A 26355-nucleotide genomic window follows, 5' to 3' on the forward strand; every position below is an offset into this window, starting at 1 on the left:
GGTTGGCGCAGGTGCGGGGGCGGGTGCAGCAGCTTGATCGCGGCTCGAGATCGGCGCAGGTTGGTCGGGGGTAATCCCTTGCACAGCGGCTTGTTGCCGCGCTGGTCGTTCACGTTCTTGTGTATAACTCGCAGCAAGCGAATCCATCGGTTTAGCCGCACGACGATAGCTCGGCAGATTTTCGTCTGCCTCATTCATTTCATCGTGACGAATACGAGAGATTTGGTAGTTAGGTGTTTCCAAGTGCATATTGGGGATCAATACCACACTGACACGCAAGCGTGCTTCAATCCCAAACAATTCTGCCCGTTTTTCATTCAATAAGAACGTCGCTACATCCACCGGCACTTGGGCATGAACTGCCAAGCTATGGTCTTTCATCGCTTCTTCTTGAATGATGCGCAGAATATGCAAGGCCGACGATTCTGTACCACGAATAAAACCGGTGCCATGACAACGTGGACATGGCATGTGGCTGGTCTCACCAAGGGAAGGTTGCAGACGTTGACGCGATAGTTCCAACAGGCCAAAACGGGATAATTTGCCCATTTGTACCCGCGCCCGATCGGTTTTCAGCGCATCTTTTAAGCGATTTTCGACTTCACGTTGGTTTTTTGGGTTGTCCATGTCGATAAAATCGATCACGATCAAACCACCTAAATCGCGCAAACGTAGTTGACGAGCAATCTCTTCTGCCGCTTCCAAGTTGGTATTTAGCGCCGTAGCTTCGATATCAGCGCCCTTCGTTGCACGGGCTGAGTTGACGTCCACCGACACCAAGGCCTCGGTATGGTCAATCACAATCGCACCACCAGAAGGCAAAGCGACTTGGCGCGAGTAGGCAGTTTCGATTTGGTGTTCGATTTGGAAACGCGAGAACAGCGGCACATCATCATGGTACAAGCGTACCCGTGCCACATTGCCCGGCATCACATGGCTCATAAATTGGCGTGCTTGTTCGTACACTTCTTCAGTGTCGATCAAAATTTCGCCAATATCAGGCTGGAAATAATCGCGAATGGCGCGGATCACCAAGCTGCCTTCCTGATAAATCAAGAAAGGTGCTGGCTGTGCGCCCGCAGCGCCTTCAATCGCGCTCCACAGTTGCAAGAGATAGTTTAAATCCCACTGCAATTCTTCGAGCGAGCGACCAATGCCAGCGGTGCGAGCAATCAAACTCATGCCGCGTGGCGTCGAGAGCTGACTCATCAATTCGCGCAGTTCGTTACGCTCTTCGCCTTCAATGCGGCGCGATACCCCACCGCCACGCGGGTTATTTGGCATCAATACCAAATAACGACCGGCTAAGCTGATATACGTGGTCAGTGCAGCGCCTTTGTTACCGCGCTCGTCTTTTTCCACTTGAACAATCAGCTGCATGCCTTCGGACAACACATCCTGAATGCGTGCATCACGACCTGCATCTTGGGTATGGAAATAGGCACGAGAGATTTCTTTAAACGGTAGAAAACCGTGGCGTTCAGAACCGTAATCGACAAAGCACGCTTCTAACGAAGGCTCGATACGGGTAATGATTGCTTTATAAATGTTGCCTTTTTTTTGTTCTTTGCCGACGGTTTCAATATCTAAATCAACCAGTTTTTGTCCATCGACAATCGCCACTCGCAGTTCTTCTGCTTGGGTGGCGTTAAATAACATACGTTTCATCATGTGTTCCTTGCGCGACACACACGCAAGGACGCAGCGAGTATTTGACACGTTCTGTTTCCGTTCAGAACGATAGATCGATCAAAAGATTTTCAGTAACAGACAATAAAGAGCAGGATCGAGGGTAATTTAGCGAGCCGCCAGCCTTGTTCACAGTTTTTTTGGGCTATGGCGCAGGGCTTCAACGCGGGGACTATTCCTATGTTGGGTCAAACTTTGCTGCAATGCCCTTGTCGATTCAAGACAGGGGACGGAAATCTCGTGAGTGCGTGTCGCGTATAAATGCTTTACCATCGCTGCTTTTCGGTGAGCGAATACAACCGAGAACTGCCTAAACGATCACAATGAAGTTGGCAGGCCAAAGCATCAGGTCGATGAAACGGGAGGGAAAACCACTCTGTCATCGCCGGCTTTGTGTCGAGGTGTCGGCAGTTCTTGCATCATTGTGCATCACCCCAACCGCCAGATCGCGGTTTGCTTTTTTGCCGCGCCAACAGGGCAAAGGCAAGCGAAAGCCAACGAAGTATAAGCAAGATGACCCTCATAAGCAAAGACTCTGTCACATTGTTGACACTTGATGACAACGATGCCGGACAACGCATCGATAACTTTTTACTGCGCCACCTCAAAGGGGTGCCAAAAAGTCATGTCTATCGCATCCTCCGCAGCGGCGAAGTCCGCGTTAATAAAGGCCGGATTGATGCGAGTTATCGCCTTCAGGCCGGCGATATTGTCAGAATTCCGCCGGTGCGCGTGGCCGAACGCAGCCAAACTGGCCCTATCGCGCCAGCCCAACAATTTACTGTGGTCTTTGAGGATGACGCTTTATTGGTCATCAATAAGCCATCTGGTGTTGCTGTGCATGGCGGTTCAGGGGTGTCGTTTGGTGTGATTGAACAATTGCGTTCAGCCCGCCCTGAAAGCCGCTTTTTAGAGTTAATTCATCGCCTCGACCGTGAAACTTCGGGTTTGTTGATGATTGCGAAAAAGCGCAGTTGTTTGGTGAAAATGCACGAAGTGATGCGTGGCCCACGGATTGATAAACGCTATTTGGCGTTGGCCTGTGGTCAATGGCCCGCTAAGCTAAAAGATGTAACCTTACCGTTGCATAAGTATTTGCTGCCAGATGGTGAGCGGCGGGTGCAGGTACAGAGTGATGGCAAAGCCGCCCATACTCGTTTTCGCATTATGCAACCGTATGCCGATTTTACTTTGGTTGAAGCCCAGTTAAAAACCGGCCGAACCCATCAAATTCGGGTACACATGCAATCTTCTGGCTATCCGATAGCAGGGGACGATAAATATGGCGATTTTTCTCTCAACAAACAGTTAGCCAAACAAGGCCTCAAGCGCATGTTCCTTCATGCCGCTCGCCTGCAGTTGAAACACCCGCTTACCGACGAGCCGTTAGTGCTAGAAGCGCCACTACCGGATGATTTAAGCCGTTTTTTAACCGAGTTACAGCCATGATTGCCTCTCAATTTCGCCTTGTAGTGTTCGATTGGGATGGAACCTTGATGGACTCCACCGCCCACATCACCCGTTCGATTCAACTGGCTTGTCAAGATTTAGGCTTGCCCATTCCCTCCCGTGAGCGCGCCAGCCACGTGATTGGGTTGGGATTGGTTGATGCACTACAACATGCTTGCCCCGAACTTAAACCAACACAGTACGCTGAGATGGTCGCAGCGTACCGCCATCATTATTTGGCACGCGATACCGAAGTGGCATTATTTGATGGCGTGGAAGCCGCTTTGGCGCATTACCAACAACAACCAGATATTTTTCTGGCGGTTGCCACAGGGAAAAGCCGGATGGGATTGGATCGCGTGTTAAATAGCACCGGCTTAGACCGTGTGTTTCATGCCACGCGGACGGTGGACGAATGCCAATCTAAACCTCATCCACAGATGTTGTTAGAGTTGATGGCTTATTTCGCGGTTGATGCAACAGAAACGGTGATGATTGGCGATACCACACATGATTTATTGATGGCCCAACACGCGAACACCCACGGTATTGGCATTGCCTCTGGTGCACATCCTGCCGATGCCCTACAACAGACACAGCCGCTGGCTTGTTTTTCTTCTTTTGTTGAGTGTGACCAATGGCTACGCCCTCGGCTCAGTGGCTCTGCAGCAGCGACAATCTAAGCGAGGGTGGGCTTGGCGTGCGCTTTGAAGTCGCAGGACAAGCTGCTTTTGCCATTCGCTATCAAGGCCATGTGTATGCCTACTTAAATCAGTGTCGGCATATTCCGGTTGAAATGGATTATCGTGATGGTGATTTTTTTGATTTATCAAAACACTATCTTATCTGTGCGCTACATGGTGCGACTTATCAACCAGACACCGGATTATGTGTGCGAGGGCCATGCCGTGGCAGCCGGTTACACTCGGTCAAGGTTGAAGAACGTGATGGGCAGGTCTATCTGGTACCGCCCGCTTGCAATGGAGAGAATTTGCGATGAATGACCCAAATTGGGAACGCAGTGTATTAGAACGGGTGGCGCTGGCTGCCGTTACCGAACAACGCCGTGCCCGTCGGTGGCAAATTTTCTTTCGTTTTGTGTGGCTAAGTTTGATTGCTGTGCTGGTATTTAGCAGTCTGTTTGGTACCAAACCAGAACACCTTGCCAGCAGCATCAACGGCCACACGGCACTGATTCGTTTGGAAGGCGCCATTTCCAGCGAAAACCAAACCGCCGATTATCTGATTGAAGGGCTCGACAGCGCCTATCAAGACAGCAACACCAAAGGCATTATCATCCAAGCCAATAGTCCGGGCGGCAGTCCAGTGTTGTCAGGCCGTGTCTTTGATGAAATCCGCCGCCAGCGACAAAAACACCCCGAGATTCCAGTGCATGTGGTAGTTGAGGAAGTCTGTGCTTCGGGGTGTTATTACATTGCCAGTGCTGCTGATAAAATTTTCGTTGATAAAGCCAGCATTATCGGTTCGATCGGGGTGTTGTCCGATGGCTTTGGCTTTACTGAAGCCATGGCGAAATTAGGCGTGGAACGTCGCTTGCAAACCGCCGGCAACAACAAAGCCTTGGGTGATCCGTTTTCCCCAAGCAAAGAGAGCGATCAACAATGGCGGCAACAACTGTTAAATGGCATTCACAACCAGTTTATTCAGGCGGTGAAACAAGGTCGCGGCCAGCGTTTGCGCAACGACCCTGATTTATTCAGTGGTCTGGTGTGGCTGGGTGAACAAAGTATTCCGCTTGGATTGGCAGACGGCTATGGCAGTGTACAATCGGTGGCCCGAGAGGTGATTAAAGCGGAAGAAGTGGTCGATTTTTCGCCTCGTGGTGATTTGGCGGATCGCTTTGCGAAGCGCTTTGGTGTTGAGTTTAGCAGTGGTGTGCACAGCTATCTAAATCAGCTATTCAGCCCACAATTGCGTTAATCGTTGCTTGAGGAGATCCAACATGGCCCGCCGTCGTCAAAACACGGAAGAACACGAAAACCTAGAACGTTGGATGGTGTCGTATGCCGACTTTGTTACCTTGTTATTTGCGTTCTTTGTGGTGATGTATGCCATCTCCTCGGTCAATGAAGGCAAATACAAAGAACTGTCAGCGGCGGTGATTTCAGCGTTTCGTGATGGTTCGATTACACCAACGGTGTTGCAACAAACGGGTCAGGCGGCTAACTCGATGGTGGCAATTGAAGACCCGAAAACCATCGCTGAGCATGTCAAAAGCAACACGGAAATCGAACGCCAAGAGCGTATTGCACGGCTAAACCGTGCGCTGTTGGCGGCACTCGACCCCTTGGTCAAAACAGGCCAAGTAAAAGTCACTCAAGATAAGTTTTCAATCGCGGTGGAAATCAACGACAGCGCGCTGTTTGAATCGGGCCGCGCGCTGCCACGCGGCATGTCGGCGGATATTTTAGGGCAAGTCGGGCAAATTCTTGCGAATGACGATCATCCCGTACGGGTCGAAGGGTTTTCCGACAATATTCCCATCAGCACTGCCCTCTATCCTTCGAATTGGGAGCTTTCAGCGGCTCGCGCCGGTAGTATTGTGCGACTGTTCCAAGAAAGTGGTGTCCCCCCTGCCCGTTTAGTGGCAATTGGCCGCGCTGAAACACGACCGATTTCCGACAATCACACCGCAGAAGGCCGCGCCAAAAACCGCCGTGTCGCTATCAGTATTCTGCTCGACCGCCGCAATGACAGCTCGGTGCCCATTGATGCCCTTAGTAGCGTTGACCGCAGCGAATAACCTCTTTTCTTTTTTTTGATTGTATTGCAATGAGCATGCTTTATTCTTTGCTGCGCCCCTTGCTGTTTCGTTTAGATCCTGAGCAAGCGCATGAAGTCAGCCTCAATGGGCTGCGCGTCTGTAATAACTATGGCCTTGATACTCTCTTTGGCTCGCGTCCGGCACCGCTGCCGATTGAAGTGATGGGGATGACCTTCCCTAATCCAGTGGGAATTGGCGCAGGTTTGGATAAAAATGGCGAGTATATTGATGCCTTGGCCGGCCTTGGTTTTGGCTTTATCGAAGTCGGTACGGTTACCCCTAAACCACAGGCAGGTAACGATAAACCGCGTCTATTCCGCTTTCCGGGGGCAGATGCCATCATTAACCGCATGGGATTTAATAATCACGGTGTGGATGCGCTGCTGGAAAACCTGAAAAAGACCCGCTATCGCGGTATTTTAGGGATTAACATCGGTAAAAATGCCACCACACCGATTGAATCAGCGGTGGATGACTACCTGATTTGCATGAACAAGGTATATCCCTACGCCAGTTATATCACCATCAATATCTCTTCACCGAATACCAAAGGTCTGCGCGATCTGCAAAATGAAGCAGCCTTATCGGTGTTGCTGTCTCAGCTCAAAATGCGTCAGTTAGAGTTGGCCGATCAGACGGGCCGTTATGTGCCGTTGGTCGTAAAAATTGCCCCCGATTTGACCACCGAGGCGATTGCAGGGATAGCGAAATTATTTATTGAACATCGGATTGATGGTGTGATTGCCACCAATACCACCTTATCTCGTGATGGTTTAATGCACCTGCCGGGGGCAGAACAGCAAGGTGGGATGAGTGGGGCGCCGCTGAATAGCAAATCGACACTGGTGATTCGCGAGTTGGCGTTACAACTCGAAGGTGCGGTGCCGATTATCGGGGTCGGAGGCATTACTCGCGGCGGAGATGCATGGGAAAAAATTGACGCCGGTGCCAGCTTGGTTCAAATCTACAGTGGTTTGATTTTCCGAGGCCCGGTGTTGGTTAACGAATGTGTCGAAGCTGCCCGCCCCTTCTTGGCTGAATTAGAAGCCAAACGGCAAAAACAGCGTGCGATGTGGCAACAGGCCCGCGCCGAAGCCGAGGCGGCAAAAGCAGCAGTAGAAGCACAGGCGGCTAACGCGGCCACAACCGACAGCCAACCTCCTGCAACGGCTTAAATCGATCCTTCTAGCCGTTGCCAACGGCCTTGACTGAGGCGCTCTAATGGCTGGAAGTTGGTTTTATAAGCCATCTTCCGGCACTCTTTCACCCAATACCCTAGATAGAGATAGGGTAAGCGCAGGCGGCGGCAGAGTTCGATTTGCCACAGTACGTTGTACGTGCCAAAACTTGCATTCGCCGGCTGGGGATCGAAAAAGGTATAGACCGCCGACAAGCCATCATCTAGGCGATCAATCAAACTGACCATACGCAAGGTTTGGTCTGGCTCACGAAACGTCGCCAACCAGCTCTCCATCGTGCTTTTGAGAATAAAATCGCCATATTGTTGGCGATCGTCTTCTGCCATGCTGCCGCCGTCATGCCGTGCCTGTTGATAGCGGTTGTAGAGCTGATAATGTTCTTCATCAAAATGCAGATTGTGCAGTTGGGCCTGTAGCGGCTGATGCCGGCGCCACAATTTGCGCTGGGTACGACTGGGTTCAAATTCTGCCACCGGCACCCGCACCGAGATACATTTCACACAGTCATCACAATAGGGCCGATAAATAAAATAGCCACTGCGGCGAAAACCGCTGCGTACCAGTTGGCTATAGGTGTGGACATCCATACCATCGCTGGGCACCGCCACTTGTGAACGTGCTAGATGGTCGTCCAGATAGCTACACGGATAGGGTGCAGTCGAATAAAAATGTAGGCTGGTTAAGCGATCAGGGGCACGATGGGTCATGAGCGAATTCCTTTTCCCACAGGCCAGCAGGCGCTTCCTGTTGTGTGGCAGTCGCAAGATGTTGCAAAAAACTTGCCCGAGGGATTAAACGCCCCCCCATACGGGCTAAATGTGGGGTGTAGATTTGACAATCTATCAACAAAAAACCGGCTTGTTGCAAATGCTCGGCCAGACACACTAATGCTAGCTTAGATGCGTCTGGTCGCAATGAAAACATCGATTCTCCGTAAAACATGCGCCCGATTGCCACCCCATACAGGCCACCAACGCGCTCACCCTCCATCCATGTTTCTACCGAATGGGCATACCCAAGGCGATGCAACTCGGTATAAGTCGCGATCATCTGCGGTGTAATCCAAGTGCCATCTTGTCCCGGGCGTGGCATCGCTGCACAAGCGCGCATCACTGCCGGAAAGTCAGTGTCAAACGTCACCCGCCACGGCCGGTTACGGCGTACCTTGACCAAGGCACGAGACAGATGCAGTTCATCGGTATACAGCACCATTCTTGGATCGGGAGACCACCAAAGAATTGGTTCACCGGCAGAGTACCAAGGAAAAATGCCTTGCTGATAAGCGCGTAGCAAAGTCGTAGGCGACAGCGCCCCTCCCGCCGCCAACAAACCATTTGGCTGTGTTAGGGCCCGTTCGGGCGAAGGGAAGGGCGCTTCAGGCGACAAAAACGGAATCATGTCGCGTTGTGTTGCAGGTGCTCACAGTCGGTCTTGGTACATTCTGCATACAGATACATGGCATGTTCTTGAATGCGGAAGCCATGTTTAGCGGCCACTTTATCTTGTAAAGCTTCAATCTCCGCGTCAAAGAACTCAACGACACGGCCACATTGCACACAAACCAGATGATCGTGATGATGGCCTTGATTGAGCTCATACACCGCTTTACCGGTCTCAAAATGATGTCGAGTTAAGATGCCAGCTTGTTCAAACTGGGTCAGCACTCGATACACCGTGGCCAAACCAACGTCGATATTTTCTAGCAGTAACTGACGATAGACATCTTCTGCCGACATATGACGCAGTTCAGAGGTTTCAAAAAGGTTTAAAATTTTGAGCCGAGGGCCGGTTGCTTTTAAACCAATGTCTTTAAGATGATGTGCTGGGTTCATAACGAGTGTGTCGCAAAGTCAAATCATTCGGTTATGATACAGCCCTTCACCGCCAGTTGCCTAATCACAGGCAGGCGCCCATGCTGTTGCACAGGACTGTCATGCGAATTTTACTTTCTGTTTGCCTTGCCGCTGTACTTGGCGGCTGCAGTATCTCTCAGCTACCCACTTGGTTATCACCACATGCCATCGATATCCAACAGGGTAATGCCATCACGCAAGACCAAGTTGATAAACTGCGTCCCGGTATGACGCGACAACAGGTACAAGCGATTGTCGGCACGCCGTTGTTAAAAGATATGTTCCATGCCAATCGTTGGGACTACACCTATCAGCACTATCGTAAACATCAGCTGATTGGCAAGGCCCACCTGACGTTGTACTTCAAAGGTGAAGTCTTGGAACGAATCGAAGGGCAAGCTTTGCCTGATAGCACACGTCAAGACACAACCCCTCAGTCGTAATTTTTCTTTTTAAGCTGTGAGAAAATTGTTTATGCAACGTCGTATTGTGATTGCAGGTAGCAGTGGCCGCATGGGACGGACCCTGATTGAAGCGGTATTTAGCCACCCCGACGCGGTGTTACATGGCGCGCTAGAGCGCTGTGGTAGCGAGTTTATCGGTCACGATGCCGGGATGTTGGTTGGTCAACCTTGCGGTGTGTTGATTTCTGATGATGTCGACGCTGTGTTAGCTGGGGCAGATGTCCTGATCGACTTTACCCGTCCCGAAGCCAGTTTGACCTATCTGGCGGCGTGTCAGCGTCATCAGGTTCAGCTTATTTTAGGCACGACTGGGTTTGATGATGCCGGTAAAGCGGCTATTCGTGCTGCTGCCGAACAGATTGGGATTGTCTTTGCACCGAACTTCTCGGTTGGGGTCAATCTGACTTTCAAATTATTGGAAATGGCAGCCAAGGTATTAAACGATGGCTACGATATTGAAATCATCGAAGCCCATCACCGCCACAAAGTCGATGCCCCGTCGGGTACTGCATTGCGAATGGGCGAGGTGATTGCCGATACCTTAGGCCGCGATTTGAAAACGTGTGCGGTGTATGGCCGTGAGGGGGTAACGGGTGAACGTGATCCAAATACCATCGGCTTTGCCACTGTGCGCGCTGGTGATGTGGTCGGCGACCACACCGCGTTGTTTGCCACTGTTGGCGAGCGCGTGGAAATCACTCATAAAGCCTCTAGCCGCATGACTTTTGCCAGTGGTGCTGTCCGTGCCGCGCAATGGTTAGCAGATAAACCCCACGGTTTATTTGATATGCAGGATGTGTTGGGTTTGCGCTGATTGTTGGCTTTATCACGCGGTAGGCGTTTTGCCATCGGCTTATTGTTGTTATTGAGCATCAACAGCGCCTACCTCTTGCTTATCCATACCGATGCACTGCCACAGCAAGCCATCACCGACATTGTGTGGCAGCTACGCTTACCGCGTTTGCTGACTGCGATCAGTGTCGGGGCAATCTTGGCGGTGTGTGGCACCGCCATGCAAGCCCAATTTCGTAACCCACTGGCCGACCCGGGGTTGGTGGGAGTTGCAGGTGGGGCGGGTTTAGGTGCGGCCTTTGCAATTGCCCTACATAGTCCAGCGGCCGTGGTTGCCATCGCTGCTTTTGCTGGTGCGCTCGGTGCCAATGTGTTGGCTCAGTTTCTCAACCAACAACAGCAACCGCAGTCTCTTCTCTTAGCCGGTGTCGCTATCAATGCCCTAAGTGGTGCAATTTTAGCGGTGTTGTTTAGTCTGGTTTCCGATCCGGTGTTACGCAGTATCCAATTCTGGTTGTTGGGCAGTTTTGCCTATACCTCACTCGCCCAAGCCATCATGCTATGGGGTATTAGTGTCGCGGTGTGTGGGTATTTTTTACACCGCGCTACGGCACTGAATGTATTGCTATTGGGCTCGGCACAAGCCTACGCCCTCGGCTTGGATGTTAAACGAGAACAACAGTCCCTTAATTTGGTGGTGGCTTGCGGTGTGGGAGGGGCGGTTGCAATGACAGGGATGGTAGGTTTTATCGGCCTGATGGTGCCCCATATCCTCCGCCGCTGTGGAATCGGACATCACCGCCAGTTGATTCCGCTGGCTGCCCTCGCGGGTGGTGGCCTTGCCTTAGCCGCTGACACAGTGGCGCAATACTGCGCACCTCCGTTGGATTTGCCCGTTGGCGCGATGACCAGCCTCGCAGGTGCGCCATTCTTTCTTTACTTGCTACGCCAACAACAACGACCATGTTAAGTTGCCATGCTTTGAGTCTCGATCAACGTTTACATGATATTGACGGGGAATGGCACACTGGCCAAGTGACCGCCATTTTGGGGCGCAATGGGGCGGGTAAATCGAGTTTATTACACCTGCTTGCTGGGCTGTTGACGCCCTCGCGTGGCTGTGTGACGTTGCGTCAACGCCCCCTCAACGCCTATTCGCCTGCAACACTGGCACAACACCGCGCGCTGATGTTGCAAGACGCCACCCCCATTCTTGGTTTAACAGTGACAGAAGTATTGGAAACAGCCACTTTTGCCAAACACCGCCCACCCACACCACAACAAATCGAACGTGTATTAACCGAATTAGACTTATACCCTCACCGACAACGTCCACATCAACATCTGTCAGGAGGGGAACGCGCTAAGGTTGCATTCGCTCATGCGGTGTTACAGCTGCGCTGTTCGGATGCAACACCGCGTTATTTGTTGTTAGATGAACCCTGCGCCGCCCTCGATTTGGCCGCACAAGAACAGCTGTTACAGTATTGTCAGCAGCTCGCCCAACAAGAACAAATTGGGGTGGTGATGGTGTTACACGATCTCAATCAAGCCATGCGTTATGCGGATGCGGTAGGGGTATTACAAAATGGCCGCTTAGTCGCCTATGGTCCACCACAGCGTTGTTTAACCGCCTCGCAAATTCATGCTATTTGGCAACAAGAGGTGGTGTTACTGCCTCATCCCCAACCACCGCACCGGCCGATTATCGTGCCCACACAGACGCTTTCAGCCTAAAAAAGGCGCTGTGCTAAAATGGCTGCCGTATCGTATTCCTAATCATTTGAGGACAACATGGCAGGTCATTCTAAGTGGGCCAATATCCAACACCGCAAAGGCCGTCAGGATGCAAAACGCGGACAAATTTTCACCCGTTTGATTAAAGAGATTACCGTTGCCGCCAAAATGGGCGGGGGTGATGCAGCCATCAATCCCCGCTTGCGTTTGGCTGTCGATAAAGCACTCGACGCCAATATGCCAAAGGACAATATCCAACGGGCAATTGATCGTGGTACCGGCAATTTAGAAGGGGTGAACTACGAAGAAATGCGCTACGAAGGCTATGGCATTGGTGGCGCAGCGGTGATGGTGGATTGTCTGACTGATAACAAAACCCGTACCGTAGCCGATGTGCGCCATGCGTTTAGCAAACATGGTGGCAATCTTGGCACCGATGGCTGTGTCGCCTTCCAGTTTACCCATTGTGGTTACCTTATCTTTGCCCCCGGCATCAACGAAGATGCGCTGATGGAAGCCGCGTTAGAAGCCGGTGCCGATGATGTAATTAACCATGAAGATGGTTCGTTAGAGGTCATCACGCCACCGTATGACTTTGTCAATATCCGTGAGACGTTAGAAAAGGCAGGCTTTAAAGCCGAAATGGGCGAAGTTACCATGCGGGCACAGAATGACACAGTGTTAGAAGGTGATGATGCTGTCAAAATGCAGAAACTTTTAGATGCGTTAGAAAGTCTGGACGATGTGCAAGAGGTTTATACCTCTGCCGTGTTTGACCAAGCCTAATTGTCGATTGAATTAAACAAGAGAGAAATACCATGTCTATCGCCCATCCTGCCTCGGTTTATCTTCATCGCCGACAACATCTCTTGCAGCAGGTGGGCGATGGTGTGGTGGTGTTGGCCACAGCGCCAGAGCGCCAGCGCAATGCCGATGCCCACTACCCCTATCGCTTTGATAGCAATTTTTACTATCTCACTGGTTTTACTGAACCCGAGGCGGTGGTGGTACTGGATGGCCGTACCGGTAAAAGCATTTTGTTTTGTCGTAGCAAACACGAAGAACGCGAAATTTGGGATGGTTTCCGCTATGGCCCTGCGGCAGCGGCGGAAGAATTTGCCTTTGACGAAGCACACCCCATTGAAGAATTAGCCAACCAGATGCCCACCTATCTGGCAGACCGACCAGCGATTTACTACCCATTAGGTCAATGTGCCGGTTTTGACCGGCAAGTGTTAGATTGGTTAGACCAAGTCCGTAGCAAAGCACGTTTAGGCATTCAAGCCCCATCGCAGCTGCATGACTTACAGCCTTTATTGGCAGAAATGCGTTTGTTTAAGGATGAGCACGAACGCACCTTACTGCGCCAAGCCGCCCGTATTTCAGCCCAAGCCCATCGCCTTGCGATGCAAGCCAGTCGCCCCGGTCGCTACGAATATGAAATCGAAGCAGTGTTACTGCATCATTTTGTTGCCAGTGGTGCACGTGCACCAGCGTATGAATCCATCGTTGCCAGCGGTAAAAATGCCTGCGTTTTGCACTATGTCAGCAACCGTGATCGCTTGCGTGATGGTGAGTTGTTGTTAATTGACGCGGGGTGTGAATACCACGGTTACGCTGGTGATATTACGCGAACATTCCCGATCAATGGCCGGTTCACCCCAGCTCAACGGGCGGTATACGATATTGTGTTGGCTAGCCAACAAGCAGCGATTGCCGCCTGTCAGGTCGGTGCAAGTTGGGATACCCCAGCCAATGCGGCTCTCACCATTTTGGTACAAGGCTTGATCGATTTAGGCTTATTACAAGGCAGCGTTGACGGCAATATCGAAAGCGAAACTTATAAACGGTTTTACATGCACCGCATTGGCCATTGGCTGGGCTTAGATGTCCATGATGTCGGGGCCTATAAGCAACAAGGTGTGTGGCGTCCGCTACAAGCAGGGATGGTAACCACCATCGAACCCGGCTTATATATTCGCGCTGGTGACGGTGTACCGACTGAATTTGCCAATATCGGCATCCGTATTGAAGACGATGTGTTAATCACCGAACAGGGACATGAAGTATTGACTGCGGAAGTCCCGACTGATCCGGTGGCGATTGAGACATTGATGGCAACCACGAAGGGATAAACCATCATGCAAAATACCAGCCATGATTTTGATGCCATCATTGTCGGCGCCGGCCCCGTGGGGACGGTCATTGCCCTACAACTGGCAAAACAAGGCCGGCGGGTCGCCGTTGTTGAAGCTCGCGCCAGCCGTGTCAACACCGACAGCACGACACAAGATCCTCGGATTCTGGCGCTTTCACGTTTGAGTGTCGATTTACTACAACAAGCCGGTGTCACCCTTCCCGTCAAGCAACTGACTGCGATTCAACAAGTCCATGTCAGCCAAGCCGGTGCCTTTGGCCGCACTTTACTCAGTGGAGCCGATATTGGTGTGACTGACTTGGGCTATACCATGGCCTATCACGATCTCGACCAAGCGGTGGGACACGCACTTAACCAAGCGCCTATCCATTTGTTTCAGGGGTGGCGTGGGGAAAAAATCGGTAATCTTGCTGCGTATGCCAGCTTAACCATTCGTCACCCTGAACAGGGTCAACAACTGTTGACCAGTAAATTATTGATCGCAGCCGAGGGCGGCAGCGTCTTACAGCAACTTCCCAGTTTGCATCATCATGTTCATGACTATGAACAATCGGCCCTATTGTGCCGTTTAGCCCTCGCTGAGGGTTATCAACACCAACACATTGCCTATGAACGCTTTGCCGAAGGCGGGCCTTTTGCCTTGTTGCCGGTGGGGTCGGAGATGATGTTAGTGTGGACACGCCGCCATGCCGCTGCGGAAGCCTTGCTTAACAGCACCCCAGCTGAGTTTCTTGATGCGCTGCATCAAATTTGTGGTCATAAACTGCGTTTTGCTGCCTGTGTCAGCCCACCGCAGGCCATTCCGCTGCGCTTAAAATTAGCGAACAAACTGCATGCCGGACGAGTAGTGTTAGTGGGAAATGCAGCACAAACCTTACACCCAGTGGCAGCACAAGGCTTGAACCTCGGCTTGCGTGATGCGGACACTTTATTGCCTTTATTGGCACATGCTCGCGATATTGGTGCACCGGCATTGCTGCATTGCTACCAACGCCAACGTCAACGTGACCGCCTAACGATTACTGCGTTTACTCACAGTCTAATCGGTCTGTTCGATCATCACGATCCTATCAGCCGTCTAGGGCGTGGCATTGCGCTTTCTGCTTTGGACATGCTGACTCCACTACGACAGCGATTTACACATAAATTAGTCTTTGGCTTGGAGTATTGAGCGATGAATACAGCCCATTATGATGTAGTAATTCTGGGTGGCGGGTTGGTCGGTGCAAGCTTGGCGTTAGCGTTATCGCGCAAAGGATTACACGTCGCCGTGATTGAGCCGCATCCTCCAAGCGAACGCCAGATCACACTCGATGATGATACCGAATGGGATGCGCGGATTTACGCTATCAGTCCAGCCAATCGCCAATGGTTAGAACAAATGGGGGCTTGGCCACAGGAACACCGAGTGGGGAATGTGCACGCCATGCAGGTAAAAGGCGATCACGGTGGCGAAATTATGTTTGATGCCCACGACGCTAAACAAAAACGGTTGGCATCGATTGTCGAAAACCGTTGGTTGTTGCACAGTATTTGGCAGCAGTTGTTGGTATCCGAGGTTTCGCTTTACACCCCTGCTCAAGTCAGTGCCTTTGTCCGCGAACCAGACCGCGTGTTGCTTACCCTGCAGGACGGTAGCCAGCTAGAAGCGGCTTTGCTGGTTGGATGTGATGGTGCCAATTCATGGGTTCGTGAACAAATTGGCATCAAGGCCAAAATCAAACCCTATGGTCAATCCGGCGTCGTGGCAAATTTCCATTGTCAATACTTACATGGTGATATTGCCCGTCAATGGTTTGTCGGTGACAGCATTTTGGCGTGGTTGCCATTGCCACAACAACGCATTTCGATAGTTTGGTCACATGCCAACCCCGACAGCTTGCTGTCATTATCCCCCGAAGCATTAGCCGAAAAAGTTGCCGCCGCAGGCCAACATGCCCTCGGGCATTTCACCACCCTCACTCCCGCACAAGCCTTCCCTCTGCGGTTAATTCAACCCGAACACATGATTAGCCAACGGGTAGTACTCGCTGGCGATGCCGCCCACACGGTGCATCCTCTCGCCGGACAAGGCGTCAACCTAGGGTTTGGTGATGCTCGCGAATTAGAACGCTTATTGGGCAATGCCAAGGGCAGCGATGTAGGCGAATGGCTATTATTGCGGCGCTATGAACGTGCCCGCCGTGAAGCCGTGCTGGCAATGCAACTCGGATGTGATGCACTGCATCAGTTATTCCATACCCAACTACCGTTATCGCGTTGGGTACGCAACACCGGACTCAACCTCACCAACCATATCGGCCCAGTCAAACGCCAGTTGGCACGTTACGCCATCGGCTTTTAAGGAGTGTATTTTGTTTGCTATTCCCCGCCGCTTTTTGCGCACCACTACGTTACTGACCCTGAGCGCAACCCTGCTCGCCTGCCAAGCGCAAGCCGCCGATGAAAGCCAAACGGTCAAAAAATTGTTTAGCCAAAAGTTTCCACAACGTGAAGTGGTGCAGGTACAAGCCAGCCCAGTCAGTGGGGTGTATGAAGTGGTGTTAGCTGGACGGCAGGTGGTCTATACCGATGCCAAAGTTGCGCACATGTTTGTTGGTGAGTTAATCGATATTGAAGGCCGAGTGAGCCTCACCGAGGAACGGGTGGCAGAACTGTCCCGTGTCGATTGGAAAACCTTACCCCTCCAGCACGCCATTCAAGATAAACGTGGTAACGGTCAGCGGAAAATCGCGGTGTTTTCTGATCCAGATTGCCCGTTTTGCAAGAAGTTAGAAAAAGAAGGCCTCGCCAAGCTCGATAATGTCACGATTTACACCTTTCTCTATCCATTAGAGCAATTACACCCGGATGCAATGCGTAAATCGGCACAGATTTGGTGTTCAAAAGATAAGCTACAGGCGTGGGCACAAACCATGCGCAATAACCAAGCCACCAGTGGCAGCGGTGATTGCAAAACACCCTTGGCCGAGATTCAAGCCTTAGGCCAGAAATTGGGTATTCAGGGCACACCGGCGTTGATTTTTGAAAGCGGTAAGTTGGTTGCTGGCGCAATTCCGGCGGAAGATATTGAAAAATTGTTGAGCCAGAAAAAATAATCAAACGACTGTTTGACAGCATCCATAACGGCTGGCACAATCAGTCCATCTCCTGATTTCCACCAAGGGAAAGATACGATGTCTGATTTGGCCTCTTTGTTTGCCCAAGCTCAAGCCGATGTGAAAACACTGGCAGAAAAGCCAGACCCACAAACCCTGTTACAACTGTATGCCTTGTTTAAACAAGCCAGCAGCGGTGATGTCAGTGGCGAACGCCCAGGGATGATGGATTTCATCAATCGCAGTAAATACGATGCTTGGGAAAAGTTAAAAGGCCAATCTTCAGATAGCGCGATGCAAGCGTATATTGACTTGGTCAATCGGTTGTTAGGTAAGTGATTTCTGCTTCTCTCTCTCCAAAAATTGGTGGCGCACTAGCCATCTGGGACGCGAAAGCGTCCCTTTTTTTTACCTGTTTTTCATTATTAAAACCATTTGTTCTTTTTTGTTGTGCTGCATATCCTAAACCACAGTTTAAGCGTAAGATGGCTTTCTTTGTTTAATCAGTAGAAGGTTATGCCTAATCTGACACAAAATGTGAAAGAAAATGGGGTGACGTTGGCATTGTTGGCCTATGTCATTTGGGGCTTATTTCCCCTTTATTGGAAACCGCTTGCTGCTGTTCCAGCACTGGAAATCCTTGCTCACCGCATTATCTGGTCTGCCCTGTTGTTATTCCTGATCTTGGGCTGGCGTAAGCAATGGGTGTGGCTGGCCCAACTTGACCGCAAAACTCTACAGGCTTTTGCTTTGTCTTCTGTTTTATTAGCAACGAACTGGCTGATTTACATTTGGGCGGTGAACGCGGGGCATGTGGTAGAGGCTAGTCTGGGCTATTTCATTACACCGCTGCTGAATGTGGCGTTGGGGGCAATCGTATTGAAAGAACGCCTGCGCCGGCCACAACAAATGGCGGTGTTATTGGCGATGATGGGCGTGGCGTGGATGGGCTGGCAAGCAGGTGTACCGCCGTGGATTGCATTGGCGATTGCTGCGAGTTTTGGTGCGTATGGTTTGTTGCGTAAGGTTGCTCGGCTTGGTTCGTTAGAAGGATTGGCATTAGAAACATGGCTGATTGTTTTGCCGGCCTTGGCTTATTTGTTGTGGCAGGAATGGCAAGGCACAGCGATGTTTGGTGCGGCAGTGTCGTGGCAGGTGAATAGTTTATTGGTGGGGGCGGGTGTGGTGACAGCGGTGCCATTGTTGCTGTTTGCCGCCGCCGCCCGACAGCTCGATTTAGCCACGTTGGGTTTATTGCAATATCTGTCACCAAGTATCCAATTTACCCTCGGTGTTTTGGTGTTTGGTGAGGGACTCGATGCAGGCCGGCTGACCGGTTTTGTCCTGATTTGGGCTGCTTTATTGGTATTTAGCGCCGAAGGATTATGGCGGCGGCGCTATGGATTTACTTAGTTTTTGCCTGTTGAATCCGCAGGCGGAACGGGTAGTTCCCTTGATGGGGGAGTGGGTTGAGTTCATCTTCAAAAGTATACACGCGTAATAGATATTTCCCCTCTTCTGGTAAGGTGCCCCACCAATCTCGGGTATCGGGCACGACCAGAGCACTTTTCTCAATCTGCCACAACAGAAAATATACGCGACTATCCGAGCCTTGTAGTGAAATGCGTAAGGCTTGCCCTTCTTGCCCTTGAAACGTGTAATCCTGAACCCGTCCTTGGCTCACATTGCCGCTGAGCTGCTGACTTTTCCCGACGTTGGGTAAACGCAGTAGTTTTTGCTGTGGCATGGCAACAATCTGCGGCGTTGGTGGTGTCGAAGTGGCAAGGGCGGTGGGGAGTGAGAACAGCATGGCTAAGCCACTGATGCAAAAGACACGATGCCACATAGCGATAATTCCCTTTTTGCCGTTGTCGTGATTGATACAATAAACGCGATAGCGCCGACATGACAAGCTATTAACCTCGAAAATAACGCTGTCCCAATCCTGCAATTCCTACCGCTGCTCGGACAAACGCATAACAACACCACATCAAACTGCGCTCTAGCCAATGTGCATGCCGTAGTCGTAACAAGTGCACAGGGCGGCTATATTGTTCAATGCGTGTCACCACCCGATCACGCAGATGGTCGGCAAACAGATGGTTTTTGACTACCACATTGGCTTCTTGTGCCAACATCAAGCTAAAGGGATCGATATTGGATGAGCCGACTGTGGCCCATAAACCATCAACGATGGCCACTTTGGCATGTAAAAACCCCGCACGATATTCGTAAATTTCGACCCCCTCGCGCAAAAAATCACGAAACAACACACGGGTGGCATAGTAAAAAATCGCATGGTCAACTCGACCTTGCAGCAAAATTTTGACCTTCACTCCACGCTGTGCCGCATGTTTGATGGCGTGGCGAAAGCGAAAGCCGGGTAAAAAATAGGCATTGGCAATGATGATTTCGCGGCGCGCGCTGTGAATTTCTTTGAGGTATTCAATTTCGATACTTTGCCGATGACGGACATTATCGCGGGTCAAAAACCGAACATTTAACTCACCAGCCGGCTGTTGTATGGGGATCAATCTTGGAACGGGGGCAATTGAACCGCGTAACCACCGTTCTCGCCGCCACATTTTTTTGATGGTTTGATAAATCGGCAACACAATCGGGCCACGTAGCCGCACGGCATAGTCATAACGCGGCAAAAAATGGGGTTCGGCATCATCCAAGTCGTGATGTAAATTGATGCCCCCCACAAAGGCAATCGTGCCGTCAATCATTGCCAATTTACGATGTAGGCGGCGCAGGCGGTTGCGCCGTGGCAACCAACGTAGCCGTTCGGGGCGGAAAAATAAAAACTCGACGCCAGTGGCTTGAAAGCGTTGTTGCCATTGTTCAGGAAAATCACGCGAGCCAAACCCATCGACCAACACATAACAACGTACACCACGCTGTGCTGCCGCTGCCAAGGCCATCGCAATCGGCTGGCTGGCACTGTCGATTCGGAAAATATAGGTTTCGAGATGAACTTCCTGTGTGGCGTGCTCGATGGCGTGTAATAAAGCAGGAAAAAACTCGCTGCCGGTTTCGAGTAAATCAACCTGATTGCCAGAATACCAAGAATGAACCATCACAAAATCAGTGCAGATAAAGGCGAGGTAACAGTTCTGCCGCGAGGGGCAGATGATCGGAAAGGGCACCCCACGGTGCGCCGCGCAGCACTTCGGCATGATGTGGCACCAGACCACGCACATAAATGCGATCTAATGACAACAAGGGGAAACGTGCCGGAAAGCTACGGGCATAGTGACCGTGGAGATGGTGAAAAATTTCTTGCAAGCCAAGGTCTTCGCTCAGATGGTCGCAGGCTTCGCCACGCCAATCATTAAAATCCCCTGCCAAAATCAAAGCATGATCAGCAGGTACGGCGCGTTGAATATAGTCTTTTAATGCAGAAAATTGCTTGCGGCGGTCGCGTGCCAATAAATTGAGGTGAACACACAGCGCCGATACTGTTACCGGCCAGCGTGGTAGCTGTAATTCACAATGCAATAGGCCACGACTTTCAAAACGATTGACTGAAATATCAAGATTGCACCATTGCTGAATCGGGAAGCGCGATAAGATCGCGTTGCCATGATGACCGTGGGCATAGTGGGCATTTAAGCCATAGGCAACACGGTGTTGCAAACGGCGGGCGAGGTAGTGATGCTGTGGCTCATGGGGCCAATCGGCAAAGCGCAAGGCGCGTTGGCCATGACGACCTTGCACTTCTTGTAAAAACAACACATCTGCGTTGAGTTGTTGCAAACTCTCGGCCATATTCGGCAACTGAAGGCGGCGGTTGAGCGGCGACATGCCTTTGTGGATATTGTATGAGGCAATTCGGAGAGGTTTTAGCATCGGGCACCGCGCGCAAAGTGATAGAGGCAAGATGATGGGCAATCTAGCACAACGCAAGGCCAACTCAAGCCCTCTATGCTTTTGCGATTGCCTGTCGTCTCTGTGCCGCTTTTGAACATAGGAAAACCAATATGGCAACTTTTGTCCCACATCTACAACATCCTATTATCAACCCTTTCCCCGGGATTCGAACATTAGAACAACAATTGGGGCATGCTGTTCCAACTCGTATTGGTTCAAATGAAAGTCCCCCTTATCCAGCACATCCCGTAGCACAGCTTAATTTAGCCGACTGTGCGCCCTATTATCCCGACCCGTATGCCCGTGATTTACGGCAACAACTGGCCGAACGATGGGGAACGAACGCCGACTGCATTGCTGTTGATGCAGGGGCGGATGCGCTGTTATTGCTGTTTTTGCGTCTGTTTTGCCAAGTGGGTGATGCGGTGGTGTTAACCGCAGGGAGTTATCCCACTTTCCCTTATTTTGCTCGCGGTTGTGGTGTGAGCTTATTTGAATGTCCTTACCATCCTGAGACCCTGCAACACGATCTCACCGCTTTGGCGGCGGCGGCCGAGCAACATCAGGCCAAACTGGTGTATGTAGCCAATCCAGACAACCCCACCGGCTCGGTTTATTCTTTTGCTGAGATTGCCGCCTTCCGTGCCCGTTTACCGGCCGAGACCTTCTTGCTGCTTGATGAAGCGTATATCGATTTTTATCAAGATAGCGAACAAGGCACGATCTTGCCGAATACTGCACGTGTTCGAACGTTTTCCAAAGCCTATGCTTTGGCTGGAATGCGGGTGGCTTATGTGTTGGCAGAGCCAGAAGTCATTGCTAAAGCAGATCAAATTCGCATCCAATTTGCCGTGTCTCATCCGGCACAGTTAGCCGCCTTGGCAGCGTTGGCTGATCCGGCGTGGTCGCGTGGTCTGGTCGCACATAGCATTGCCCTCCGCGATCAGCTGGCACAGGCGCTACAGCAACTCGATTACTGTGTGTTGCCTTCGGCCACTAATTTTGTTTGTGTGGTGTTGCCACAAGTCGAACAAGCACAGGCCATTCAGCGGCGATTGTGGCAAGACGGGATTGCAATTCATCGCCCTCCTCATCCTGCCAGTGCCCATCTCCTCCGCATCAGTGCTCATCCTGCTGCTTTAACCCCAGCGTTCTTATCCGTCTTTGCTGCTGCACAACGTGGGGCACTGTGATGCGTTGGCTAAAAACGGCGGCGGTGTTGGCATTATTTTCTAGCGTGGCGATAGCACAAACGACACCACCGCGTTTGGGCCTTGTACTGGGGGGCGGTGGTGCGCGTGGTTTTGCCCATTTGGGGGTGTTAAAACAGCTGGAAGCATGGCGGGTGCCGGTGGCGTGTATTGCGGGGACCAGCGCTGGTTCGCTGATTGGCGGTTTTTACGCCAGTGGAATGCCGTTGCCAGCGATGGAACGTGCTTTTGCCACGGCGGATTGGGATGGCATTTTGTCAGGGCGGGTGCCGCGTGAACAAGTGCCATATCAACGCAAGCGCGATGACTATAAAAATTATTTTGATGTTGTGCTTGGGGTGCGTAATTGGCAATTCCAATTTCCGCGTGGTGCCATCAATTCACAAAAAATTGATTTATTTATCCGTGAGTTAACCCGTGATGCTGAAGTGGCGGCCTTCGACCGTTTACCGATTCCGTTTGAAGCCGTCGCCACCGATTTAACCACGGGTGAAGCGGTGGTTTTTCGTGAGGGAAAACTGGCAACGGCATTGCGTGCCAGCATGGCGGTGCCGGGCTTGTTTGATCCGGTGGCGCAGGGTGACACCTTGTTGGTCGATGGCGGGTTGGCTCGCCAGTTGCCAATTGAAAATCTTAAGCAAAAACGCTGCGCCGACGTGTTGTTAGTGGTGGATGTTGGTTCAGACAATCTCGCCCCACAGCAAATTAAGACGGTGTTTGATGTGCTGGCGCAAACCACCAATGTCGGCATTATGCAGAACGTACGCCAGCAGCTGGCGTTGTTGACACCGGCAGACATGGTATTGCGTCCTGAGTTGGGGCCGTTGAGTGCTGCTGATTTCCGCAAAAGCACTGAGTTTGCGCTGAAAGGGCAACAAGCGATTCAACCGCTGGCGGCAACCTTGCAACGCTTTTCGGTGTCGCCAGAAGCCTATCAAGCTTGGAAACAACGCCGCGAACAATGGCAACCTCACGCGCCGCGTGTCGATCAAGTGGAAGTCAAGCCGTTAGACATTGCCAATCGGGAATGGATTAAACAGGCCTTGCCCGTGACAACTGGGCAGCCGTTAGATCAACCGCAGTTGCACCAGCAAATTGAACATTTATTTGCCAGTGGTGATTTTGACCGCTTGAATTATCGCCTCGATCAACGTGAGCAGCACAACATCCTCACCATTGAAGCACTTGAACGAGCACAAGCACCAAACTACCTGCGCTTTGGTTTATCGCTGCGCGCCGATACCGACGACAGCAGCGACTTTAATTTGTTATTCAGCCATCGCCGCATTTGGCTGAATGATGCCGGTGGTGAATGGCGTAATGAATTCGAGCTGGGGCGCGGTGGTGGCTTCTCGACTGAATGGTTCCAGCCTTTCAGCTACACCAGTCCCTATTTCTTTGCTTTGGGTGCGGGGCGCAATGCCGAGCCATTTAGTGTCTATGACATCGATGGCAATGAATACTCTCGCTATAACTTATATCGCAACTATCTGCGTGCCGAAGTCGGGGTTAATTTAGGCAATTATGGTGAATGGCGAACAGGGATTGAACGCAACCGGATCAGTGCCGAACGCAAGGTTGGCGATCCGAGTTTATTTGCTAATGAACGCGGTTGGTTAACCCAATTCTCTAGCCGCTTGTTGATCGATCAATTTGATAACCCACGCCTGCCGCGCCAAGGTTATTTTGTCAGTGCCGAACTGGCGCATTTGCTTGGTGAAGACAGTACCGTGTTACGGGCTCGCGGAGATTGGGCACAGACTTGGGGCAAACAGACATGGCGGTTAAGTGGCCGTTATGCACAACAATTTGGCCGTGCTGCCGAGGTCAATGCCTTTGCCTTGGGAGGCTTCTTGAATTTGTCGGGGTTAAAACCGAAACAGCTGCTGGGTTCACGCTTAGCGTTTGCACGCCTAATGAGTTATCGCCAAATTGCTGCTATGTCACAACCGTTTGGCACCGGCTTGTATGCGGGTTTTTCCCTTGAAGCTGGGCGAGTGTGGGAAGGCCAAGGGCTGATTCAGGTTCGTGATGAGTGGATTCCAGCGGCATCGGCTTTTGTGGTAACCGATACCTTGCTTGGGCCGTTGTTCTTGGGCGTTGGACATGCTAAGGGCGGCGATGCCACGGGTTATCTCTATTTGGGGGTGGATTATTAAAGCCAACCGCGACCATAGGCGTGCCGCTGTGACAGTGGCCGCCACCAGCGGTATAGACTATGCACTGCTCCAACCAAAATTAACCCTGCATCAAACAGGTAATCCCACAGGTTTTGGGATTCTAATAACCCTAACTGCCATGCAATTAAGCCACACACCAAATACCAGCCAAGGCGATAGCCCAAGCTATGCCACAACAAAGCAACCGCAGCAACGGCAATAGCAAATGGGGTGTGATAACCGAGGCTATAACCATCCCACGGCACAAATCCCAACGCACTGCTATACAACACCAGCGCTGGCAATAACAAACCGATTAACCATTCTGGGCGTGTTAGGCCAGCAATTTCACCTTGATAGTGATCGCGGGGTGGCTGACGCTGTAGGAATAGCAATACCAACATGCTGCTGATACTCAGATCGCCCCACAGACCGCGCAACCAAGCTGCGATAGACAAACCCGCAATCGGTAGCGATAGTGCCAAGAGAAACACCACAAGACCAATGCCAAAGCGCACGACCACCGGGCTATGTTGCCGCAGGCCATAACTGCTTAAAGCGGCCAATAACCATGCTTGCCCAGCCAGCCCGACGGCATCAGTTAAAGAAAGCGGATTCAAGGCAGAGTCTCCTTGCCTGCTTGTAACCAAGCGCGGTTAAAGCGCACATGGCGAATTTCTTTGCGTTGCCATGTGTAGAGCAAATCAATTACCCCGTTATGCTGCAATAAGTAGGGATAAGAAAACTCGTCACCACTGGGGGTGCTGCTGCCGGCTAGGCTGCGGACAAATTCAAATTGTTCGCCGTTATCCGACAGAAAGGCCGCGAGATGATAGCGGCCACCGGTTGACGGGTTGGCCAGCAATAAAATTTTACCATCGTCCAATCGCACACTGGCTACCGCTGCATTAGGGTTATCGACATTGGTGGCCTGCGGGGGGCTCCATTTTTTGCCACCGTCGCGGCTGCTGACAAATTGCACTTTGCGGGTTTCCCCGCTGCTACGCAGCCAAGCCATCGCTTGTTGCCCATTGAGCGCAAGCGGGGCAGGTTGCAGGGTATCGACTGCCCGTAGAATCGCGCTCGAACCTTGGACCGTTCCTTTATCCAATAATAAAAACTGCGGATATTTGTTCACAAACTCGTGATAAGCCGGCAGCAACACCCGACCATCTTGTAATGCGAGAGGTTGGGCGCGGGCGAGGGTGCTGATATTGAAAAAGGGACTGCTGATCAGGCGCTGTGCCGGTTGCCATGTTTTGCCCTGATCGTAGGAAATGCGGTGATTAAGCGCACTGCCGGCCCAACCGCCTAAACTGACCGAGACATAGACCAGATGCAACGCACCGTCTGAGCTGCTGTAGAGCACGGGGTTGCCAACTTTACGCACATAGCGTTGTGTTTGCTGCATCGTGCTCTGCCGGTCGGCTAATTTTTGTGGGGTTGACCAACTGACACCATCAAAGCGGCTTGACCAAATCGCAACGTCGGCGGCGCCTTCGCGGCTGCCAGCAAACCAAACAGCCAATAGCTGGCCCCCTTCTAGCGCCACTGCACTGGCGGCGTGAACCGAAGGTGAACCGCTGACGGTGGGTAAACTGGTTTCGCGATAGGTTGCAATGCGCTGCTCTGGGCTAAACGGAAAGTGAGCAGGTAAAGCCAACTGGTTGGTCTGGGTTTCTTGTCGCCACAACAACGGCGCTAAGCCACATACCAACAACAGAAGAAATAGAGGACGAATGCGCCAAGCGCGACGAGAAGAAGCAAACATGGGCCGCAGTGTAGCACAGCGTATTGCCGCACTGTTTTGTCAAAAAGCAGAAAAACCGAGGGGAATGTGTGGATCCCCTCGGCTCATTTTCATTGCTGTTAAGTTCACCGGCGA

28 protein-coding genes are annotated in these 26355 nt (G+C 51.5%); 19 read left to right on the forward strand and 9 right to left on the reverse strand.

Going from position 1 to position 26355, the window contains the following annotated elements; all coding sequences use genetic code 11:
• On the reverse strand, positions 1-1668 hold a 1668-nt coding region (locus tag ACTBZS_RS00520), incomplete at its 3' end, for an Rne/Rng family ribonuclease (RefSeq protein ID WP_463043023.1).
• Positions 1669-2202: 534 nt separating this feature from the next.
• Between ACTBZS_RS00520 and rluC the strand changes: the two genes are divergently transcribed.
• Genes rluC through ACTBZS_RS00550 form a run of 6 tightly spaced genes read left to right on the forward strand, consistent with a single transcriptional unit; the run spans position 2203 to position 7098 of the window.
• Positions 2203-3138 carry a 23S rRNA pseudouridine(955/2504/2580) synthase RluC gene (rluC, locus tag ACTBZS_RS00525; protein ID WP_460429490.1) on the forward strand — a complete coding sequence of 312 codons (936 nt, stop codon included), beginning with the start codon at positions 2203-2205 and terminating at the stop codon, positions 3136-3138.
• Positions 3135-3821 (forward strand): HAD family hydrolase, encoded by a 687-nt coding sequence (locus ACTBZS_RS00530; RefSeq protein WP_022653163.1) that lies wholly within the window; start codon positions 3135-3137, stop codon positions 3819-3821. Before rluC ends, ACTBZS_RS00530 begins: the two co-directional genes overlap by 4 nt.
• 17 nt (positions 3822-3838) lie before the next feature.
• Complete coding sequence (locus tag ACTBZS_RS00535; RefSeq protein WP_463042980.1) at positions 3839-4138, forward strand: Rieske (2Fe-2S) protein; 300 nt, start codon at positions 3839-3841, stop codon at positions 4136-4138.
• Positions 4135-5079, forward strand: coding sequence for a S49 family peptidase (locus ACTBZS_RS00540; protein WP_460429487.1), 945 nt, complete (start codon positions 4135-4137; stop codon positions 5077-5079). The genes ACTBZS_RS00535 and ACTBZS_RS00540 overlap by 4 nt, the downstream gene beginning before the upstream one ends.
• Before the next feature lie 22 nt (positions 5080-5101).
• Complete coding sequence (motD, locus tag ACTBZS_RS00545; protein WP_460429486.1) at positions 5102-5902, forward strand: flagellar motor protein MotD; 801 nt, start codon at positions 5102-5104, stop codon at positions 5900-5902.
• A gap of 35 nt (positions 5903-5937) precedes the next feature.
• Entirely contained in the window at positions 5938-7098 is a 1161-nt protein-coding gene (locus ACTBZS_RS00550) for a quinone-dependent dihydroorotate dehydrogenase (RefSeq protein WP_463042981.1), read from the forward strand.
• Here ACTBZS_RS00550 and ACTBZS_RS00555 read toward each other — a convergent pair.
• From ACTBZS_RS00555 to fur, 3 genes are read right to left on the reverse strand one after another with little or no spacing between them, the layout of a single operon-like run.
• Entirely contained in the window at positions 7095-7829 is a 735-nt protein-coding gene (locus ACTBZS_RS00555; protein WP_463042982.1) for an arginyltransferase, read from the reverse strand. The genes ACTBZS_RS00550 and ACTBZS_RS00555 overlap by 4 nt on opposite strands.
• Positions 7810-8520: a leucyl/phenylalanyl-tRNA--protein transferase gene (gene aat, locus ACTBZS_RS00560; RefSeq protein ID WP_460429483.1), complete on the reverse strand. Its 711-nt coding sequence runs from the start codon at positions 8518-8520 to the stop codon at positions 7810-7812. The genes ACTBZS_RS00555 and aat overlap by 20 nt, the downstream gene beginning before the upstream one ends.
• The gene (gene fur, locus ACTBZS_RS00565) at positions 8517-8954 is read right to left on the reverse strand and encodes a ferric iron uptake transcriptional regulator (RefSeq protein ID WP_460429482.1); all 438 of its coding nucleotides are present in this window, start codon (positions 8952-8954) and stop codon (positions 8517-8519) included. The genes aat and fur overlap by 4 nt, the downstream gene beginning before the upstream one ends.
• Before the next feature lie 101 nt (positions 8955-9055).
• Between fur and ACTBZS_RS00570 the strand changes: the two genes are divergently transcribed.
• From ACTBZS_RS00570 to rarD, 11 genes are all read left to right on the forward strand, one after another.
• Positions 9056-9418, forward strand: a complete 363-nt coding sequence (locus ACTBZS_RS00570) for an outer membrane protein assembly factor BamE (protein ID WP_460429481.1) — start codon at positions 9056-9058, stop codon at positions 9416-9418.
• Between the two features lie 31 nt (positions 9419-9449).
• Positions 9450-10253 carry a 4-hydroxy-tetrahydrodipicolinate reductase gene (gene dapB, locus ACTBZS_RS00575; RefSeq protein ID WP_460429480.1) on the forward strand — a complete coding sequence of 268 codons (804 nt, stop codon included), beginning with the start codon at positions 9450-9452 and terminating at the stop codon, positions 10251-10253.
• Between the two features lie 3 nt (positions 10254-10256).
• Positions 10257-11201, forward strand: a complete 945-nt coding sequence (locus tag ACTBZS_RS00580; RefSeq protein ID WP_463042983.1) for a FecCD family ABC transporter permease — start codon at positions 10257-10259, stop codon at positions 11199-11201.
• On the forward strand, positions 11195-11968 hold the full coding sequence (locus tag ACTBZS_RS00585) for an ATP-binding cassette domain-containing protein (RefSeq protein ID WP_463042984.1): 774 nt from the start codon (positions 11195-11197) through the stop codon (positions 11966-11968). Before ACTBZS_RS00580 ends, ACTBZS_RS00585 begins: the two co-directional genes overlap by 7 nt.
• Positions 11969-12025: 57 nt before the next feature.
• Positions 12026-12754 (forward strand): YebC/PmpR family DNA-binding transcriptional regulator, encoded by a 729-nt coding sequence (locus ACTBZS_RS00590; protein ID WP_460429477.1) that lies wholly within the window; start codon positions 12026-12028, stop codon positions 12752-12754.
• A 32-nt stretch (positions 12755-12786) separates the two neighbouring features.
• A complete protein-coding gene (gene pepP / locus ACTBZS_RS00595; protein ID WP_463042985.1) occupies positions 12787-14103 on the forward strand; it encodes a Xaa-Pro aminopeptidase in 1317 nt (438 codons plus the stop codon).
• A gap of 6 nt (positions 14104-14109) precedes the next feature.
• Entirely contained in the window at positions 14110-15297 is a 1188-nt protein-coding gene (locus ACTBZS_RS00600; RefSeq protein ID WP_463042986.1) for an FAD-dependent oxidoreductase, read from the forward strand.
• A gap of 3 nt (positions 15298-15300) precedes the next feature.
• Positions 15301-16470, forward strand: coding sequence for a UbiH/UbiF family hydroxylase (locus ACTBZS_RS00605; protein WP_463042987.1), 1170 nt, complete (start codon positions 15301-15303; stop codon positions 16468-16470).
• A 10-nt stretch (positions 16471-16480) separates the two neighbouring features.
• Positions 16481-17224 carry a DsbC family protein gene (locus ACTBZS_RS00610; RefSeq protein WP_463042988.1) on the forward strand — a complete coding sequence of 248 codons (744 nt, stop codon included), beginning with the start codon at positions 16481-16483 and terminating at the stop codon, positions 17222-17224.
• Positions 17225-17302: 78 nt separating this feature from the next.
• The gene (locus tag ACTBZS_RS00615) at positions 17303-17563 is read left to right on the forward strand and encodes an acyl-CoA-binding protein (RefSeq protein WP_022653146.1); all 261 of its coding nucleotides are present in this window, start codon (positions 17303-17305) and stop codon (positions 17561-17563) included.
• A 177-nt stretch (positions 17564-17740) separates the two neighbouring features.
• Positions 17741-18637: an EamA family transporter RarD gene (rarD, locus tag ACTBZS_RS00620; protein WP_463042989.1), complete on the forward strand. Its 897-nt coding sequence runs from the start codon at positions 17741-17743 to the stop codon at positions 18635-18637.
• Here the strand turns inward: rarD and ACTBZS_RS00625 are convergent.
• The 3 genes from ACTBZS_RS00625 to ACTBZS_RS00635 all read right to left on the reverse strand — a co-directional run bounded on the left by ACTBZS_RS00625 (position 18630) and on the right by ACTBZS_RS00635 (position 21079).
• Complete coding sequence (locus tag ACTBZS_RS00625) at positions 18630-19070, reverse strand: hypothetical protein (protein ID WP_463042990.1); 441 nt, start codon at positions 19068-19070, stop codon at positions 18630-18632. The two genes, rarD and ACTBZS_RS00625, sit on opposite strands and share 8 nt — an antisense overlap.
• 70 nt (positions 19071-19140) lie before the next feature.
• Positions 19141-20307 carry a cardiolipin synthase ClsB gene (gene clsB, locus ACTBZS_RS00630; protein WP_463042991.1) on the reverse strand — a complete coding sequence of 389 codons (1167 nt, stop codon included), beginning with the start codon at positions 20305-20307 and terminating at the stop codon, positions 19141-19143.
• 7 nt (positions 20308-20314) lie between these two features.
• Positions 20315-21079 carry an endonuclease/exonuclease/phosphatase family protein gene (locus ACTBZS_RS00635; RefSeq protein ID WP_460429511.1) on the reverse strand — a complete coding sequence of 255 codons (765 nt, stop codon included), beginning with the start codon at positions 21077-21079 and terminating at the stop codon, positions 20315-20317.
• Positions 21080-21210: 131 nt separating this feature from the next.
• On the opposite strand from ACTBZS_RS00635, the gene ACTBZS_RS00640 reads away from it, so the two are divergent.
• Both ACTBZS_RS00640 and ACTBZS_RS00645 read left to right on the forward strand, forming a co-directional pair.
• On the forward strand, positions 21211-22293 hold the full coding sequence (locus tag ACTBZS_RS00640) for a pyridoxal phosphate-dependent aminotransferase (protein ID WP_463042992.1): 1083 nt from the start codon (positions 21211-21213) through the stop codon (positions 22291-22293).
• Positions 22293-24470, forward strand: coding sequence for a patatin-like phospholipase family protein (locus ACTBZS_RS00645; RefSeq protein ID WP_463042993.1), 2178 nt, complete (start codon positions 22293-22295; stop codon positions 24468-24470). Before ACTBZS_RS00640 ends, ACTBZS_RS00645 begins: the two co-directional genes overlap by 1 nt.
• Here the strand turns inward: ACTBZS_RS00645 and ACTBZS_RS00650 are convergent.
• Together ACTBZS_RS00650 and ACTBZS_RS00655 are read right to left on the reverse strand one after the other, a co-directional pair.
• Positions 24467-25090: a hypothetical protein gene (locus ACTBZS_RS00650; RefSeq protein WP_460429514.1), complete on the reverse strand. Its 624-nt coding sequence runs from the start codon at positions 25088-25090 to the stop codon at positions 24467-24469. The genes ACTBZS_RS00645 and ACTBZS_RS00650 overlap by 4 nt on opposite strands.
• Positions 25087-26241: a sialidase family protein gene (locus tag ACTBZS_RS00655; RefSeq protein ID WP_460429515.1), complete on the reverse strand. Its 1155-nt coding sequence runs from the start codon at positions 26239-26241 to the stop codon at positions 25087-25089. Before ACTBZS_RS00655 ends, ACTBZS_RS00650 begins: the two co-directional genes overlap by 4 nt.
• Positions 26242-26355 lie beyond the last annotated feature (114 nt).

This window comes from Aquaspirillum sp. (genome assembly GCF_055136605.1).